The 17,005-nt window shown below is 51.1% G+C and carries 13 protein-coding genes and 1 riboswitch; of the genes, 9 read left to right on the forward strand and 4 right to left on the reverse strand.

Annotated elements, in window-relative coordinates; genetic code table 11:
• Positions 1-11 precede the first annotated feature (11 nt).
• Together WFJ73_RS29130 and WFJ73_RS29135 are read right to left on the reverse strand one after the other, a co-directional pair.
• On the reverse strand, positions 12-650 hold the full coding sequence (locus WFJ73_RS29130) for a cyclodeaminase/cyclohydrolase family protein (protein ID WP_336776400.1): 639 nt from the start codon (positions 648-650) through the stop codon (positions 12-14).
• Entirely contained in the window at positions 651-1,505 is an 855-nt protein-coding gene (locus WFJ73_RS29135; protein ID WP_336776401.1) for a bifunctional 5,10-methylenetetrahydrofolate dehydrogenase/5,10-methenyltetrahydrofolate cyclohydrolase, read from the reverse strand.
• Positions 1,506-1,588: 83 nt separating this feature from the next.
• Positions 1,589-1,673, reverse strand: a riboswitch (ZMP/ZTP riboswitch).
• A gap of 133 nt (positions 1,674-1,806) precedes the next feature.
• Between WFJ73_RS29135 and WFJ73_RS29140 the strand changes: the two genes are divergently transcribed.
• Positions 1,807-2,865 (forward strand): CapA family protein, encoded by a 1,059-nt coding sequence (locus WFJ73_RS29140; protein ID WP_336776402.1) that lies wholly within the window; start codon positions 1,807-1,809, stop codon positions 2,863-2,865.
• 73 nt (positions 2,866-2,938) lie between these two features.
• Positions 2,939-3,352, forward strand: a complete 414-nt coding sequence (locus WFJ73_RS29145) for a hypothetical protein (RefSeq protein ID WP_336776403.1) — start codon at positions 2,939-2,941, stop codon at positions 3,350-3,352.
• Between the two features lie 59 nt (positions 3,353-3,411).
• Here WFJ73_RS29145 and WFJ73_RS29150 read toward each other — a convergent pair whose 3' ends face one another.
• Together WFJ73_RS29150 and WFJ73_RS29155 are read right to left on the reverse strand one after the other, a co-directional pair.
• Positions 3,412-5,190 carry an ABC transporter ATP-binding protein gene (locus WFJ73_RS29150; protein ID WP_336776404.1) on the reverse strand — a complete coding sequence of 593 codons (1,779 nt, stop codon included), beginning with the start codon at positions 5,188-5,190 and terminating at the stop codon, positions 3,412-3,414.
• The gene (locus tag WFJ73_RS29155; RefSeq protein WP_336776405.1) at positions 5,177-6,952 is read right to left on the reverse strand and encodes an ABC transporter ATP-binding protein; all 1,776 of its coding nucleotides are present in this window, start codon (positions 6,950-6,952) and stop codon (positions 5,177-5,179) included. The genes WFJ73_RS29150 and WFJ73_RS29155 overlap by 14 nt, the downstream gene beginning before the upstream one ends.
• Positions 6,953-7,201: 249 nt before the next feature.
• On the opposite strand from WFJ73_RS29155, the gene WFJ73_RS29160 reads away from it, so the two are divergent.
• The 7 genes from WFJ73_RS29160 to WFJ73_RS29190 all read left to right on the forward strand — a co-directional run bounded on the left by WFJ73_RS29160 (position 7,202) and on the right by WFJ73_RS29190 (position 17,000).
• On the forward strand, positions 7,202-7,987 hold the full coding sequence (locus tag WFJ73_RS29160) for an aminoglycoside adenylyltransferase domain-containing protein (RefSeq protein ID WP_336776406.1): 786 nt from the start codon (positions 7,202-7,204) through the stop codon (positions 7,985-7,987).
• 164 nt (positions 7,988-8,151) lie between these two features.
• Positions 8,152-9,678 carry a family 43 glycosylhydrolase gene (locus tag WFJ73_RS29165; RefSeq protein ID WP_336776407.1) on the forward strand — a complete coding sequence of 509 codons (1,527 nt, stop codon included), beginning with the start codon at positions 8,152-8,154 and terminating at the stop codon, positions 9,676-9,678.
• Positions 9,679-9,893: 215 nt separating this feature from the next.
• Positions 9,894-11,495 (forward strand): response regulator, encoded by a 1,602-nt coding sequence (locus tag WFJ73_RS29170; RefSeq protein ID WP_336776408.1) that lies wholly within the window; start codon positions 9,894-9,896, stop codon positions 11,493-11,495.
• Positions 11,492-13,300, forward strand: coding sequence for a cache domain-containing sensor histidine kinase (locus WFJ73_RS29175; protein WP_336776409.1), 1,809 nt, complete (start codon positions 11,492-11,494; stop codon positions 13,298-13,300). The genes WFJ73_RS29170 and WFJ73_RS29175 overlap by 4 nt, the downstream gene beginning before the upstream one ends.
• A complete protein-coding gene (locus WFJ73_RS29180; protein WP_336776410.1) occupies positions 13,297-14,865 on the forward strand; it encodes an extracellular solute-binding protein in 1,569 nt (522 codons plus the stop codon). The genes WFJ73_RS29175 and WFJ73_RS29180 overlap by 4 nt, the downstream gene beginning before the upstream one ends.
• Before the next feature lie 291 nt (positions 14,866-15,156).
• A complete protein-coding gene (locus tag WFJ73_RS29185) occupies positions 15,157-16,059 on the forward strand; it encodes an ABC transporter permease (protein WP_336776411.1) in 903 nt (300 codons plus the stop codon).
• Positions 16,060-16,103: 44 nt separating this feature from the next.
• The gene (locus WFJ73_RS29190; protein WP_336776412.1) at positions 16,104-17,000 is read left to right on the forward strand and encodes a carbohydrate ABC transporter permease; all 897 of its coding nucleotides are present in this window, start codon (positions 16,104-16,106) and stop codon (positions 16,998-17,000) included.
• Positions 17,001-17,005: the final 5 nt, after the last annotated feature.

Genomic DNA, 17,005 nt, shown 5'->3' on the forward strand with positions numbered 1-17,005 from the left:
CGTATGGAAAACTAATTAAAGATGCGATTGCGCGTGATTTGCAGGGAGCTGCTTTTCAGATCCTGAATCTCGTTCATTAGCGAAGCTACCTTGTCCGAATAGAGCTGCTTCAGCTCCGCGTCCTTTAACGAGGCCAGGTTGATCTCGATCGTCAGCAGTGCAGACTGGGCCGCAGCTTCGAACAAAATCGCTCCAATCCCCAGATCGGAGATGACGTTTTTGTTAGAAGATTCCGCAATGCGATGGGTAAAGGTTAGACCCTCCCTGCACACCTCAATGAGACGTAGAGGAACATCAATCGCTTGAATCGTAGCTTCGTGAAGCGCGTTTTTGCGTATACGTTTCTCTTCATCCGAGCTCTTAGGGAGCTTTAGCGCATCCATGTATTTATTAAAAGAAGAACTATCCGCCTGAAGCAGCCCTTCGCATTCTGCCGTTGATCGACGCATCTTATCTAAAACTTCAGCAATAGTGGATTGAATATCGGCGAATTTTTCTCCCTGAGTCAAGTTCCCAACCATTGAAGTCATCGAAGCTCCAAGCGCAGCAATCAATGCGGCTACGCTTCCTCCACCCGGCGTAGGATTGGAACTGCCGGCTTGCTGCAGAAAATGACGGATAGAAACATCCCACGTTATTGTTGTAGTCATTTATTTGCCCTCCCCGAGCTGAAGGTCAATAGCCTTTATCAGATTCTCGAACAGGATAGCCGTTGTTAACGTTCCTACCCCGCCAGGTACAGGGGACACCGCCGCTGCGCTTGATTGAACGTCGATTGCAACATCGCCAACCATTTTACCCTCCGGCGTTTCGTTAATTCCGGCATCAATAATGACGAGATTGGGATGAACCATATCTGGCGTAACGACGTTTGGACGGCCGACCGCGACAAAGGCGATTTCGGCATGGCTCAGATGAGAAGCGATATCCGGCGTGCGCGAATGACAGACGGTTACGGTGGCGTTCTCGCGCTGAAGCATATGGAACAGCGGGAGTCCGACGGTCTGGCCGCGTCCCACGAGCGTTATATTCTTGCCTTCAAGCGTATAACCGTAATGCTTCAGAAGCCGGATGCAGGATTGGGGAGTGGCCGGGTAGAGACCGGTGTCACCCGTTACCGTAGCAAGCTTGTTATCGGGCGTAACTCCATCCACGTCTTTCAGCGGGGAGATTGCCTTCTCAATGGTGCTCGCCGACAGATGCCGGGGCAGGGGCAGCTCCAACATAATGCCATGAACGGATGAATCGTTATTCAGCCGGTGAACGAGCTGAAGGATCTCCTCTTCCGCAACCTCTGCCGTGAACGCGTGGAGAGTAAAAGCTACGCCTAGCTTCTCGGCAATTTTTTGCTTGGCCCCGGCATAATAAGCCGATGCGGGATCTCCTTCGACCAGAATGGTCGCCATATGAGGCTGGACCCCGTTCCGCTTCCACTCTTCGACCTTCGTCCGGATTCCTTCGTATACCTGATCTGCTGCTTCCTTCGCTTTCAAGAGCTTTGTCATTCCAATCCCTCCATGCCATTTTGTTCATGAACGAAAAAAAGCACCTGCGGAAGGCTCGCGAAAAAACGCAAGTCTGTCCTCAGATACTTTTCCCAGGCGAACGGAACGTCCAAGCTGCATGCTCCCTCGTGGTTGATTCCACTTTTTTCGCCAGTCGCATGCAACGTTATTTTTCTTACTGTATCAAAAGTTTGAGCGAAAGAAAAGTCTTTCCCTTCTAGTAATCTATTTCTTCCAACCGGCATACACATTAGTAGTCTTGGCTGGAAGATACATAGATTCCATGGAGGGTACGATGCGAATGAGCGTGCTTAAATACGTAATGGCTTTGCTTCTTTTTCTGGGCTTTAATCTGGAGGCGGCGGGCAATGTGACGGCGGTAGCCTCTTCTGCTTCGGCAAAGCCGGCTGCCACAGAGGATAAGCCGATCGAGATCAGCTTTGCAGGGGATATTTTGCTGGACGGGAAGGTTGCGGCGAATATGGAAAAGTATGGCGTGAATTACCCGTTTGAAAAGGTGCGAGGCCTGTTATCCGGCTCCGACATCAGCTTCGCCAATCTCGAGACTCCGATCTCGACACGCGGGCAAAAGGCGATTAAAACGTACACCTTCCGTTCCGCTCCCAAAACGCTGCAAGCGATCGTTAACTCCGGGATCGACGGAGTATCCGTTGCGAATAACCACACGCTCGACTACGGGGTGGACGCGCTGAACGACACGATAGATTATCTGAACGAATACAAGATCGGCCATGCCGGTGCCGGCAGCAATATCGACGAGGCATTCACTGCTTATACCAAGAAGGTCAACGGGAAAAAGGTAGCAATCGTTGGCATCAGCCGGGTGCTCTCCGGCCCAAGCTGGTATGCAGGGGATAACAAGGCAGGCATCGCCTCGGGTTACGATTTTGATACGATGATGCGTTACGTCAAGAACGCGGTTAAATATTCGGACATTGCAGTCATCTATATTCACTGGAATAACGAATACCAGGATTACCCGGAGGACTATGCGAGAACGTATGCGAAGGCTTTTATCGACGCGGGGGTAGATGCCGTAATAGGAAGCCATAGCCATTGCTTGCAGGGCATTGAGACGTATAAGGGCAAACCGATTTTTTATTCCCTCGGCAACTTTGTGTTCACTCCAACGCAGCGCTCGAACAAAGCGTACGACTCCATGATTGCTACTCTGACGTTCGACGGGGACAAGGTGAGCAGTAAAATCACGCCGGTAAAAATCGATAATACAAGACCGATTCTGCGGGAGCAGGCTTATAACGAAACGACGTACTCGAAGCTGAACAAGATTTCATTCAACGTGAAGGTCAACAAGGATGGGACGGTTTCGGCAAAATAACCGGAAGAAAAGGGATTAAAAACCCCCTGGCGAATTATTGTCCGACGGACAAAAATGCCAGGGGGTTATGATTTTGAGAATCGTTAAATCCAAATTCAGATTTTGGATCTTTTTAGCCTTGATCATTATTACGGTGGTTGTCGTTAATGTCGCGTCCAAATATGCCGATGGAACCAATTTAGCCGTCTCAACCGTCAAAACGGAGATCAACGGCAAGCTGAGTTTGAAGATCGGCTCGCTGAAGGGGACTTACAAGGTAGACGATTTCTCCGTCGCGGAAGCGGGTTCGGTAAGCATCCCGTATGAGGCGTCCTCGGAAGAGGGAACGTTTATCCTCAAGGTCAGCCATGATGACGAGACCGTCTGGGAGAAAACCGTAACTTCCAAGGAGACTGGCAGCATTGATTTTGAAGCAGTAAAAGAGCGTTACAAAATCACGGTCGAAACCGAATCGGCGAAAAAGCTTGTTATCAAGCTGTCGCGATAAGCTTAATAGAAAAGGCCCCTGATCCATTCCGATCGGGGGCCTTGCTTTGCGTTGCGTTGTTACATGGCTTCCATCTTCTGAGCCGTGTACAGCTTGTAGTACCGGCCGCGCTGAGCCATCAGCTCGTCATGCGAACCGGCTTCCGCGATGCCTTTGTCGGCTACGTACATAATCCGGTCGCAGTTCTTAACCGTGGATAGACGGTGCGCGATAATAAACGAAGTCCTTCCCTTAAGCAATTCGTTGAGACCCTTCTGGAGCAGGCGCTCGGTCTGGGCATCAATCGACGAAGTAGCTTCATCGAGAATGAGGATGCGCGGATTCGCGAGCAGCGTGCGGGCGAACGAGATGAGCTGGCGCTGGCCCTGGGAAAGCTTCGAACCGCGTTCGTTCACCTCGGTCATATAGCCATGCTCGAACTCGCGGATGAAATCGTCGGCGCATACGGTTTTGGCTGCGGCAATAATCTCTTCTTCCGTCGCGTCCAGCTTGCCGTAGCGGATATTGTCCATAATCGTGCCGGAGAAGATAAAGCTGTCCTGAAGCATAATGCCCATCTGGCTGCGCAGCGACTTAAGCGTCACGTCCGCAATGTCATTCCCGTCGATCAGAATCCGCCCTTCGGTGACATTGTAGAAGCGCGAGATCAGATTGACGACGGTTGTTTTGCCCGCGCCGGTAGGACCTACAAGCGCGATGCTCTCGCCGGCCTTCACGTCAAATTTCAGGTTCTGAAGGACGTTGACGCCCGGATCGTAAGCGAAGGTCACATCGTCGAAGGTTACCCGGCCTTTGATAGCCGGCAGCTCGCGCGCGTTAGGCACATCGCTAACCGTAACCGGTTCGTCCAGCGTCTCGAAGATCCGTTCCAGATAAGCGACAGCGTTGATAAAGCTGTTATACAAGTTGGAAATGTTAAGGATCGGCTGCCAGAAGCGCGCCGCATAGCTGCTCATCGCCAGAATGACGCCAAAGGTGACTTCTGCCGGGCTTAACGCCAGGAGACCTACGAAATAAATGGAAGTCGTTACGAGCGTCGTCAAGTTATCTACCGAAAACGGTACAAGGAAGTTGAAATACATGGCTCTCATCCACACGCTGCGATAGTTGACCGACAAGCGGGTGAAGGTGCCCTCGTTATGTTTTTCCCGGGTAAAGATTTGCGTAACGCGAATGCCGCTGATGCTCTCCTGCAGATAAGCGTTCATATTGGAGCTTTTATTCGAAACCGCCTGCCATGCGCGGCGCTGCTTCGTCTTGATCAGCAGCATGATGCCGATGAAGATCGGCAGACCGCCCAAGATAAGAAGAGACAATCTGGCGTCAACCGCGAACATAAACGCCGCGATAAAGATCAGGTTGAGAATCTCCAGAATCAAGTTGATGATACCGTTGGACAACACATCGGATACCGAGTTGACGTAGTTGACAACGCGGATCAGAATTTTGCCTTGCGGGCGGTCGTCGTAATATTGGAACGGCAGCTCCTGCAAATGCTTGAACAGATCGGAACGGATATCGAAGATAATATCCTGCCCGACGCGGGTCATAATGCGGGAGCGGATCGTCGCTAGAATAACGCTGACCACAATGGTGCCGAGCATTAACAGCGACAGCCAGACAAGCCCGCTTTTATCCTTGGCCGGAATCGTTACGTCAACCACATGCTGCATGATCAGAGGGGCGGAGAGCGCGATACCCGCTGACAGGGCGCTCAGCACGAAAGCGATAATCATCGGTTTCTTCTGGCGCTTGATATAGACGAGAGCACGCTTGAAGTGCTTAATATTAAAGGGCGACTCCAGATTCTCGTCGATGTCGAATTTATTCCTTGCCATGAGCCGTCACCTCTCTCTCGATGCCTTCGTTCTGCAGCATAAATACTCCGTAATAATACCCGCGCTTCGCGAGAAGCTCGGCGTGAGTTCCTTCTTCAATAACACGGCCGTTCTCCAAAATGAGAATCCGGTCGGCTTGCGACGTTGTCGACACGCGCTGCGCGATAATAATTTTGGTGCAGGAAAATTCCAGCTCCTTCAGACTCCGCTGAATATGCTCCTCCGTCTCGTTGTCGACGGCCGAGGTGGTATCGTCCAGAATGAGAATCGGAGGCTGCACGGCCATCGCGCGCGCCAAAGCGATACGCTGCTTTTGACCGCCCGACAGACCCACCCCGCGTTCGCCTACGACCGTGTCATAACCTTCCGGCATTTTGCGGATAAAGTCATGGGCTGCGGCAAGCTTTGCGAACTTCGTGACTTCCTCCTCCGGCATATCCGGATTGCCGTAAGCGATATTGCCGTCAATCGTATCGGAGAAGAGCAGGACGTCCTGCGTCGCTACCCCGATATTGCCGCGAAGCTCATCAAGCTCAAGCTTGCGCACATCCTTGCCGTCCACGAGAACGCGGCCCTTCGTGACATCGTAGAAGCGCGGAATCATATTGATCAGCGTTGTTTTGCCGGAGCCCGTGGCGCCCATGATGGCAACGGTTTCACCCGGTTCAATTTTAAAGCTGATGTTTTCGAGTACCGTAGCGCTGTCGTATTTGAAGCTGACGTTGTCGAATTCGATGCTGCCCTTATAGCGGTGCTTCACAACCGGATTATGCTCATTGACGATTTGAGGCTGGGCATAGTACACATCGATGATTTTGGTAAGGCTCGCAAAAAACCGTTGAATATCATTAATAATAATGCCGATGTTGCGCATCGGGTTGGATAGACCCCAGATGAGCGCAGAGAACGCGGAGAACTCGCCAAAGGTAATCCGGCCGTCCATCACGAGCAGACCGCCCGCAATCATAAGAATGACGTTAAAGGCCTGGGACAAGGTCTCCAGATAAGGGAAATAATCAAGCCATACCAATGCAGCCTTCTTGTTGGCCGTGGAGTAATTGACGTTCTTGTCGGTAAACTTCTGAATCTCGAACTCCTCGCGCGCGAAGGCCTTGACGACCCGGTTGCCCGCGATATTTTCCTGCGTTGTTGTATTCAGCTGCGACAGGCGCTCCCGGAGATCCACATACATCGGGCGTACGCGTCTGGCGAAGATAAAAGCGACGATTAGGATGGGCGGCGACAGAATAAGCAGCCATAGCGTAAGCGAGACGTCAATAAAGAAGAAGTAGACAACCGCTGCCAAGAAGATCGTAAGAGACTCGATAATCGTCTTGATGATCCACGCGAGCGAGTGACGCACCATCTCGAGATCGCCCGTCATCTTGGTCATCAGATCCCCGGTACGGTTGCGGTCATAGTATTGCATGTCTTGCCCTTGAATTTTGTTGTACAGGTAAATCCTTACGCGGAACAGCATGTTCTGCGATGCGCGTTCGTAGAGCAGGGTAGTGAAGTAAGCGAGCCCCGTGCGAAGCAGGGAGAAGCCGATCATGCCAAAGCATAAGCCGATCAGCAGGGATCGTTCATCGGTCAGGTTTTTTACGGCATTGTCGCTTGCGATGAAGGTATCGACAATGCGTTGACCAATGTACGGGTTGATAATCGTGAGCGATGAGCCAATCACGGACAGACATAGGGCGATTATGTACCTTGCCCGATCACCATTCAGATTGTGCCAAAGCCACTTGAATTGAAACATGTGATCACCGATTTCTGTGTTAGTGTAAATGCTTTATTGGTAAAAAACTATGGAGATTATATCACAAATAAACCATTATCCAATGGGTTTTTATAAGTTTAGCTGAATAAAAATAAAAGGCCCAAGGACTGTCTTAATCTTGGAGGAAGTATGTCCGAATATTGGAGTTTGCGATCTTTGCCGTAGACATAGAATTTTATTTTGGATAATAATGGGGTAATGAGTGGAATTCAGGGGGAGGTCGTATATTTGAAGGCGGACAGGGTGGGTATCGATGCCTTTTTGCAAAAAGCGGTAAGCACCTTCGAGTCGATATTATCAGACAATTTAGCAGGCATCTATTTGCATGGTTCATTAGCTATGGGCTGTTTCAACCCGCGGAAAAGCGATATCGATCTTATCCTTGTCGTAAAGAATAAGCTTTCCAAGGAAGAGCTGCAGCTGATGACGAGGCATGTTTTACTTCTGGATCATGACTTGCGCGGCAGCAATGGAATAGAGCTAAGCATAATATTGGAGTCTTATGCAAGGAATTTTGTATACCCGACGCCATTCGAATATCATTACTCGGAGTATCATCGCGAGCGTTATCAATCAGAACCCGGCTACCTGTGCGGAGGATTCGAAGACCCGGATCTAGCCGCGCATCTTACCGTTATTTATTACAGGGGCAAGACTTTGTGGGGCGTTCCGATCCCGGAACTATTGGGGCCCGTTGAGAGCATCTATTACATACAGTCTATTCTTGGCGATATAAGCGAAGCTTCCAAAGAGATTATCGATTTACCGGTCTATTATTCCTTAAATCTATGCAGGGTTTTGTTCTACTTGCGGGAAGGCAAAGTGTCCTCCAAGCAAGAGGGCGGGGAATGGGGACTGCGGGTATTGCCGAGTAAGTATCATACCATGTTAAGGGCCTGCTTGGATGACTACATTGGACAAGGAAACCTGCTGGAGCGGGATGAGAGACAACTCATTGAGTTCGCCGAATATATGCAGGCTGAAATAAAGAAGGCAATGAAAGGAAGCGGATAAGAGCCGCTTCTTTTTTGTTATGCAAACGTAGGTTAATCAAGATAATCGTAACTTCTTCGTCTGTTTTTTCTATTGTAAGCGCTATAAAATGAACAACGACAAACGCGGAGAGGAGGAATAGAAGGAGGATTAAGGACCAATACCGTAAAGAGAGGATGCTGAAAATGAGGATTCAGTTAAAGTGGCTGTCAGCCATGCAAAGCCTAGTTCTGTTCGCTGCGCTGGTGCTGGCCTTTGCTCTGCCGCAGACGGCGCACGCGGCAAGCCAGACAATTAACAATGACGTATTCTGGAAGGACACCTCGGGCAATCCCATCTACTCGCAAGGCGGCAATATTTTAAAGGTTGGCAGCACGTATTACTGGTATGGCGTCAAATATAACGGAGCGGTAACCTACTATAATAATCCGACGTCCAAGAACAGCGACACCAGCTTTGCGGCTGTCACCTGTTATTCGTCTACGGACCTCGTGAACTGGACCTTCCGGGGCAATGTCATTACGGGGGCAACGGACGGTTCCACCTGGGACGCCGATTGGCTGGGTCGTCTTGGCGTCGTGTATAACGCAAATACGCAGAAATATGTCCTGATTACGCAATATTCGGGACCGGCAGGCAGCGGGATTGCGTTTGCAACCAGCAGCACGCCGACGGGGACGTTCGCCTTCGATCATGTGCAGTCCACGATTACGAATGTCGTGAACAATATGTCAGGCGACCAATCTACCTTCATCGACGACAACGGGAAGGCGTATCTCGTGTTCAGCAACGCCAGCGGCAGATCGCATCTGTATGTGTCCGAGCTTCGGGCATCCGATTACTTGAACGTAGAACCGGCAGTTAACGTGTATAACAGCAGCGCAGGCGGCCGCGAAGGCAATGCGATGTTCAAGTATAACGGCGTCTATTATTTATGCTCCTCCGACCTGCACGGCTGGAACGCTTCCCATACTTATTGCGTTACTTCAACCAATATTACCGGTACTTACTCGAGTGAGTTTGTGATGAACGGAACGGATGCCGACTTCTCGCATGTGTCCCAGACCTCGATGTTTATTCCCGTGCAAGGCACTTCTCAGACAACCATTCTCTTTGGCGGCGACCGCTGGAGCGACTTCGCGGGCAACGGCATCGGCTATAACCAGTGGATGCCGATCTCATTCAGCGGAACCACTCCTACGCTGAATTCCCTCAGCCAGTTCAATCTGGATGCGGCAGCGGGAACATGGAGCGTAGGAAGCGGCAATAACTATGTCATGAATCCAAGTTATGAGGCCGACCGGGTATCGCAGATCGACCTGGCGGGCTGGAGTACGTGGTTTAACACGGCCGCGGACCCTAACTCGAATATTGAAGGCGGCGCGCATTCGGGAAGATGGTCGGGCAACCAATACGCAGGAGCGGCCTACAGCGCAAGCCGGTACCAGAATATAACCGGTCTTCCGAATGGAACGTATACCTTGAAAGTATGGGTGAAGAGCAGCGGCGGGCAATCCACGGCGCAAATTTACGTGAAGAACTATGGAGGCTCGGAGCTGGATGCGGCTATCAACACCTCTATTAGCAGCTGGACGCAAATCACGATCCCTAATATCCAGGTAACAAGCGGCAAGGCGCAGATTGGTCTATATTCGGTAGCTAACGCGGGCAATTGGGTCAGAGTAGACGATTGGTCGCTGGTCAAAAATTAATCGTAACCACAGTGGGCAGCAAGTCAGGGAAGCTTTTCCCCGGCTTGCTGCTTTTTGTGTCTCTATTAAAATGTACGGCAAAAGTGAACGGCTTCAATAATCAAAGGTAATCGTAGGTTTTTCCCGTATGCAGGCCGTAGACTACCTTCTATAATGGAAAGACGAAAGTCGTGTCTGCAGCAAGCCATACACATCGCCATTCAGGAGGGATTCTCTTGAAGTTATTAATTATTGACGACGAGACCCGGACAAGAGAATTGTTGAAAGATTATATTCCGTGGGACACGGTAGGAATCGACGAGGTAGAGACGGCGCGCAACGGACTTCAAGCGCTGGAGCTTGCGATGGAACGGAAGCCGGATATTATACTTTGCGATATAAGGATGCCTAAGATGAGCGGAATCGAATTCGCTACCGCGTACAGGAATGCGGATCCCGATTGCCCGATTATTTTCCTCAGCGGCTTCTCCGATAAGGAGTACCTCAAGTCCGCGATTCAGCTTAAGGTGTTTACGTATATCGAGAAGCCCGTAAATTTGAACGAAGTGCGCGACGTGGTGGAGGCGGCCATCCGGCAACGCAAGGAGGAGCGGAAGCGCAAGGAGGAAGAGCGCAAGCTGCAGGAGGGCTTTGACCATAGCTTGCCTTATCTTAGACAGGAAATGGTCCGCAAGCTGGTATCGAATCCGGACTCTCCGCATGTCGTTCCGGCATTGGACAGCCGGGAGACGTTCCTGCTTCCAAGTGAAGGTTCCTATACGGTAGCCGTCTCCAGCCTTTACTGGAGTCCGCTTGATTTGCCGGAGGATCCCGGCGTAACGCAGTTGCGCATACTGGAAGCGATCTCTAGCCGTGCCTGCTTTTATGATATGAAAGCGCTTGCTGGGTTTGATTCGAGCCATCATCTGGTGCTTATTCTGCCCGGCGAGTACGGAAGCTCCTACCGGGAAGGCAGAGAGAAGATAGAGGAGATTTTTGCCGGGCTCCGCGAGATTGCGGGGCCGGCCATCGACCTTCGGATTGGAATCGGGCAGCCGGCAGCCTCCTATCGGGAGATCCCCGAATCCTACCGTCTGGCTTCCCTTGCTTGCGCCTATCAATATTACGGCAACGGATCAAAGCCTGTCTTCTCGGACGTGCTTGCGTCGCATGCTCCCGTTGCAACGAACTGGGAAGAAGTGCGGCTGATGCGAGACCAGCTCCGCAAAGGCCATGTGGAGGAAGCTAAGCAAATCGTCCGGGAATGGACGGCTTATGTCCGGAAGCAGATGGATCTCGATATTATGCGATTAAAAGATACGTATTTCCAATTCCTCATCGCGATTATGGAAACGGCTATCCAGCTTGGGCTGGCGGAGGTATCGAAGGATACCGAACGGAGGTACATGTGGAAGGAAATCGACCGTATACCGTGTCTCGGAGATTTGGAGCAATATGTGATATCGTTCCTGGAGGCAATGGCTGAGCCTAGCGAGGATGAGGCGGGAGCGGGGAGCGGAAAGATGAGGGAGATTCACCGTTATATCCATGCCCATTTCCATGAGAAAGGCTTCACGATCCGCGCCATAGCCGATCATGTACAGTTAAGCGAGACTTATCTATGCGCTTATTTCAAGAAGCATAGCCGTCAGACGATCAAGGAATACATTACGGATACAAGAATGAACAAGGCGAAGGAGCTGCTCTGCGACCAGAATGTAAAAATGATCGAGGTAGCGCTCCTGATCGGCATGACCGATGCGAATTACTTCACCACCTTCTTCAAACGGAACGCGGGCTGTACCCCTTCCGAATTCAGGGAGCGTGCCGTTCGATGAAAAGAAGATTGAAGCGGCCTTTCTTCTTCAGCATCCGTTACAAGCTGTTTGCGACTTACGTGCTGGTGATCATGATCCCTTTCCTGCTCCTCTTGTTTATTCATATCAGCACGACGCAGCAGGAGAATAAGGAAGCGGCGATTTATGCCTCGCGCAAAATGCTGGACGAGACGAAGGCTTATCTCGAATACAAATCAGAAGCGATTACGGAGGTTCTAAATTTTATCGCCTTCAACGAGCTTGTGCAGACGGCGGTCAATGCCGATTCCAAGCCGTATGAGGATATTGACGTGTGGCATATGGCTTCGCTGCAGCTGTCGAGGCTTATCAATCAATTCCGTTATAATGACGACATTGATTCCATTCAGATTTATATGAGACAAGGGCTTGCCGGCGCTACGGAAAATGCCGATTTTCTCGATATGAAGAAAGCGGAGGCGGAGCCCTGGTACACCCGATTTGCTTCGGCCAAAGCCTTTGTCGCCTGGCTTCCTTCGACAGCGGTTGATTCCAATGCCGACAGCCGGGAATTAACGGTATTGCGTAAAATTCCGAATGAGCATGACATTCAGCGGTTCGACGGCATTGTACGCGCGCGCGTAAAGCCCGCCGCCATGGATTCGGTGCTTAACCATGCGATTCTGACGCCTCATGCGGCGGCTTTTCTGTTCAACGACGAAGGCGAGCTGTTAGGCAAGTCCGACCGGTTTATTTATTCGAATGAGCTCGCAATGGAAGTCAGCGCCCTTTATCGTCATTCCGACGAGGTAGACAATTACTACAATAATAATTATCCGATCGACGGAAGCCGGCATCTGCTTGGGGTGCAGGCGATTCCCCATACCGACATGAAGGTTGCGCTTGTCGTGCCGTATACCGATATTTTGCAATCCAGCGTGAAGGCGAGGAACCGGATCATATCGGTTTTCCTGATTGTCGTACCGTTTATGCTGCCTTTCTCTTTCTTTGTCGCTGCATCGGCAACCAAGAGGATAAGAAGGCTTATTATCCATGTCCGGAAGGTAAAGCATGGCCATTTCCAGCTGGCGCCTCTTCCGGCAAGCGATGACGAGATTGGCGAGCTGACGCATAACTTCAACACGATGGTCCAGAATATCTCGGGTTTAATCGAAGAAAAGTCGTCGCTTGGGCGAGAGGTGAAGAACAAGGAGCTGAAAGCTCTGCAGGCGCAGATTAATCCTCACTTCCTGTACAATACGCTGGATCTGATTAATGCGATGGCGATAGAGTCTAACGCGAATGACATCAAGCGGGTTGTGGACGAACTGGCCGTTTTTTATAAGCTAAGCTTGTCGAACGGCAAGGAGTATGTCTCGCTTGAGAGCGAGCTGAAGCATATCGAGGCGTATGTGCGGATTCAGAACATGCGCTTTGGCGACAGCGTCCGTCTGGAATTTGAAGTGCCAAGGGATCTGTACGACTGCCGGTTGCCGAAAATATTGCTTCAGCCGCTTGTCGAGAACGCGATTCTGCACGGCATTATGGAGAAGGACAGCGAAGAAGGCGAAATCCGGATTTCCGCCTGGACGGACAAGGGAGATCTGCTCATCGAAGTATGCGATGACGGCGTAGGGATGAATGCGGAGCAGCTGAGCGCCATTCTGCAGGCTCCTTCGGGAGAAGGCGAGCGTGGCGGCTACGGCGTCCGCAATATCGAGGAACGTCTGCAGCTGTCCTACGGTCTTCAGTATGGACTGAAGTTCGACAGCTCGGAGGGTGAAGGAACGCGCGTCTTGCTGCGGCTGCCTGAACGAAGACTGGATGAACGGGGGAGAGCGCAATGAGACGGGGAATAAGAGGGCGGCTATGGCTGGGTGCGGCTCTGCTGTGCATGTTAACCGTGCTGGGATTAACCGCCTGTTCCGGGAATGCAGATAAGCAGAATGTTGCTGCAGCTGGTTCCGGCCATGAGAAGGAAGTAAAGCTTATCGGTTATCTGATTGGCGAGGCGCCAAAGGGGATGCCGCAAGTGCTTCAGGCGATTAACGACAAGCTGAAGAAAGATATTAACGCAACGATTGAGCTGAATTATATCGGATGGAATGATGTCGCGTCCAAGTATCCGCTTGTTATGGCGAGCGGCCAGGACGTGGATTTTATATTTGCGGCAGATTGGAACTTCTATGTGGCGGAGGCGACTAAGGGAGCCTTCTATCCGCTCAGCCAATCCATGCTGGAGCAATATATGCCGCGGCATATGGCGGCGATGGCGCCGGAAGCGCTTCGCGCAGCCGATGTGAACGGGACGCCTTATATGGTTCCGACGTCCTCTCCCGACCGGAAGGTGAATGTGGCCTTGTTCCGCAAGGACGTGATGGAGAAGGCCGGCATGACGCGGATTACGAAGTTCTCGGAGATCGAGCCGTACCTGGCGGAGATTAAACGCGACTATCCGGGCATGATTCCGCTTAATCTGGACTCCCAATACGATCTTCCAACTCCGTTTGCTTATCTCATGCTGGAGAAGTTCGCCTGGTTTACGGCTCCGTTTGATTCAGGAGATCCCCTGGCTCAAGGCATAACGGCGGATATGGAGGACCCCGCGGCCGTGATGTACAGTATGGCGGAAGAACCGATTCTGGGCTGGCAGAAGGAAGCCGCGTATATCATGAAGGACTGGTATGACAAGGGCTATATTAACAAAAATCCTTACGCCAACAACATCCGTTCCAAGGATAATTTCTGCAACGGCAAATCGGGCATAGCATTTGGCAATTCCATCGACATGATGAATGTCTTTATGTCCTGCAAGGAGCAGGGGATAGACGTCTATCCGTTCCCGATGCTGTATCCGTCAGGGAAGGCTGCGGAATCCAGCTGGTTGAACAACGGGGTAGCGATTGCCGCCTCCTCCAAAAATCCGGAACGGACGCTGGAAGCACTTGATTTGATTATGGAGGATCCTTCGTACGCCTATTTGGCTTATTACGGGATCGAAGGGGTTAACTACACGATTACGCCTGACGGTACGGTTGGCCTGCCGGAAGGCGTAACCTCCGAGTCCAATACGTATCCTCCCGATGCCGCCGGCTTCTGGTTCGTGAACAAAAGCCTGTTTAAGCCCGTTGCCAATTCGACCGAGTCGTATAAAGAGCTGCAGGACCGGATTCAGCCGCTGCTGGAGCCAACGCCTCTGGTAGGGTTCCTGTTTAATTCCGATCAGGTGAAATCGGAGATTGCCAATCTTAAAAGCGTCTCGACGCAATATGCGCAGCCGATCTATATCGGTGCGGTTAGTGATGTGGAGGCGGCCTTCGATACCCTGGTGCAGCATTTGAAGAAAGCAGGGATTAATAAGGTGAAGGCAGAGGTGCAGAAGCAGGCGGCGGAATATATCGCCAGCCGCTAATAGAGACGTTAGAGCCATGCCCGGCTATAAAGCCGGGCGGGCTTTTTTTTTTACCACATAAGAATTTGTAAGTTTCCGAGCAAGTCGGAAGAACAAATTCTTATTGGCGATAAAGCCTACCTCTAAACGCGGTCGCCCTTCTTCGAAAGGCCTCGATAGAGGTTTTCTCATATAACAGAGCGTTGGTTTTCAAAGATGATCGTAGGTTTACCCCGTGTGAGGCCATAGCCGCATTCGATAACATAGAAACAGATAGAGATAGCTGGAGAGAATGTTACGGAGGTTGCTCGCATGAAGGATATTCGAAAGAATTGGCTGTTGTATCTAATGTTTTTACCGGTTGCCGTTTACTTTGTTGTATTCGCTTACATCCCGATGGGCGGCGTCGTGATGGCCTTCGAATCTTATTCCAGGAAAGGCGGCATGTTCCTGAGCGAATGGGTAGGCTTTGACAATTTCCATTATTTCTTCGCTTCGGGCAAGGCATGGCTTGTTACCCGCAATACGATGGTGTACAACGTGATGTTCCTCGGGTGCTACACCTTGTTCTCCATTGTGGCTGCCGTATTCCTGTCGGAGCTCCGGCGCAAATCGTTCAAGAAGCTAAGTCAGACGCTGATGTTCCTTCCGTATTTTATTTCCTGGGTAACGGTGTCGGCCTTTGTCTATAACTTCCTCAATTACGAGTACGGCATCGTAAACAAGCTTCTTCATTACATGGACGTGCAGGCGCTTGATATTTATTCGAACACCAACTATTGGTACTTCCTGCTTCCTTTCTTGTATGTGTGGAAATGGGTAGGCTACGGCAGCATTCTGTATCTGGCCGCTATTGTTGGCATCGATCAGGAAATCTACGAGGCAGCCACGATCGACGGGGCAACCCGGCTTCAACGGATTACGAGAATTACCTTGCCTCTGCTCAAGCCAACGATGATTATTTTGCTGCTGCTGGGACTCGGGCGGATTATGAGAGGCGAGTTCGATATGTTCTATCAGCTGATCGGCAACAACGGTCTGCTGATGGACGCGACGGATATTATCGATACGCTGGCCTTCAGGTCCTTAATGGGATCAGCCGATTTCGGCATGGCCTCTTCGGTCGGGCTGTATCAGTCGGTGCTGACCCTCATTATTATTCTCACCGCCAATTGGCTGGTGCGCCGGTATGACAGAGAACAAGCGCTGTTCTAACCGCAAGCTTCCTATTCCACTTACGCGAGAAAGCAGGTGTTACGATGAGCAGTCCAACTTCCAGCCGGAAGCTGAATTCCGCTCCGATTTTTACAACGATCTCTTATACGGTCGTATCCATCATTGCTCTTCTATGTCTGCTGCCCTTTATCGTTCTTCTGGCAGGCGCATTCTCCTCTGAGAGCTCCGTGCTTGCGGAGGGGTACTGGTTCTGGCCGCGCGAGGTATCCCTTGAAGCGTTTAAGTATATTTTCCGCTATCCAAGCGATGTGCTCTCAGCCTACAAGGTATCGATTATCGTGACGGTGGTGGGTACGGTATTGTCGCTGTTCATCTCAACGATGGCGGCTTATGTGCTGGGGAGAAAAGAGCTGAAGCACCGCAATAAGCTGGCGTTCTTCCTCTTCTTCACCACGCTGTTTAACGGCGGACTTGCTCCTTACTATATTTGGCTCAGCCGCAATCTGCATCTGACGAACACTTACGCGGTGCTGATTCTGGGTCCGATGTTCAACGTCATGTACATTCTTATTCTTCGGAGCTTTATAAAAAGCTCCGTTCCCGAGCCGCTGATTGAATCGGCGAGGATTGACGGAGCGGGCGAGATGAGGATTTTCCTGCAGATGGTTCTGCCGCTCAGCAAGCCTGCGCTCGCTTCGATTGGGGTGTTTACCGCGCTGGCTTACTGGAATGACTGGTGGACGGCGATGATGTTTACGACGAAGGACTCGCTCATTCCGCTGCAATATCTGCTCTATAAAATGCTGTCCTCCATCAATCTGTCCTCCGCTATGGCGCAGCATGTGACAAGCTTGGATGCTCCGAAGGAGACCTTTAAGCTGGCGATGACCGTGATTGCAACGGGACCTATTCTTCTCGTCTTCCCGTTTGCGCAGAAGTATTTCGTCAGCGGCGTAACGATTGGCGCCGTTAAGGGATGATATAG

Source organism: Paenibacillus sp. MMO-58 (genome assembly GCF_037146255.1).
Lineage (GTDB): Bacteria > Bacillota > Bacilli > Paenibacillales > Paenibacillaceae > Pristimantibacillus.

What these genes read in the sequence shown, in the direction of transcription:
- WFJ73_RS29130 (WP_336776400.1), bottom strand. Translation starts at nt 650, where the DNA reads ATGACTACAACAATAACGTGGGATGTTTCTATCCGTCATTTTCTGCAG.
- WFJ73_RS29135 (WP_336776401.1), bottom strand. Translation starts at nt 1,505, where the DNA reads ATGACAAAGCTCTTGAAAGCGAAGGAAGCAGCAGATCAGGTATACGAA.
- WFJ73_RS29140 (WP_336776402.1), top strand. Translation starts at nt 1,807, where the DNA reads ATGAGCGTGCTTAAATACGTAATGGCTTTGCTTCTTTTTCTGGGCTTT.
- WFJ73_RS29150 (WP_336776404.1), bottom strand. Translation starts at nt 5,190, where the DNA reads ATGGCAAGGAATAAATTCGACATCGACGAGAATCTGGAGTCGCCCTTT.
- WFJ73_RS29155 (WP_336776405.1), bottom strand. Translation starts at nt 6,952, where the DNA reads ATGTTTCAATTCAAGTGGCTTTGGCACAATCTGAATGGTGATCGGGCA.
- WFJ73_RS29165 (WP_336776407.1), top strand. Translation starts at nt 8,152, where the DNA reads ATGAGGATTCAGTTAAAGTGGCTGTCAGCCATGCAAAGCCTAGTTCTG.
- WFJ73_RS29175 (WP_336776409.1), top strand. Translation starts at nt 11,492, where the DNA reads ATGAAAAGAAGATTGAAGCGGCCTTTCTTCTTCAGCATCCGTTACAAG.
- WFJ73_RS29180 (WP_336776410.1), top strand. Translation starts at nt 13,297, where the DNA reads ATGAGACGGGGAATAAGAGGGCGGCTATGGCTGGGTGCGGCTCTGCTG.
- WFJ73_RS29185 (WP_336776411.1), top strand. Translation starts at nt 15,157, where the DNA reads ATGAAGGATATTCGAAAGAATTGGCTGTTGTATCTAATGTTTTTACCG.
- WFJ73_RS29190 (WP_336776412.1), top strand. Translation starts at nt 16,104, where the DNA reads ATGAGCAGTCCAACTTCCAGCCGGAAGCTGAATTCCGCTCCGATTTTT.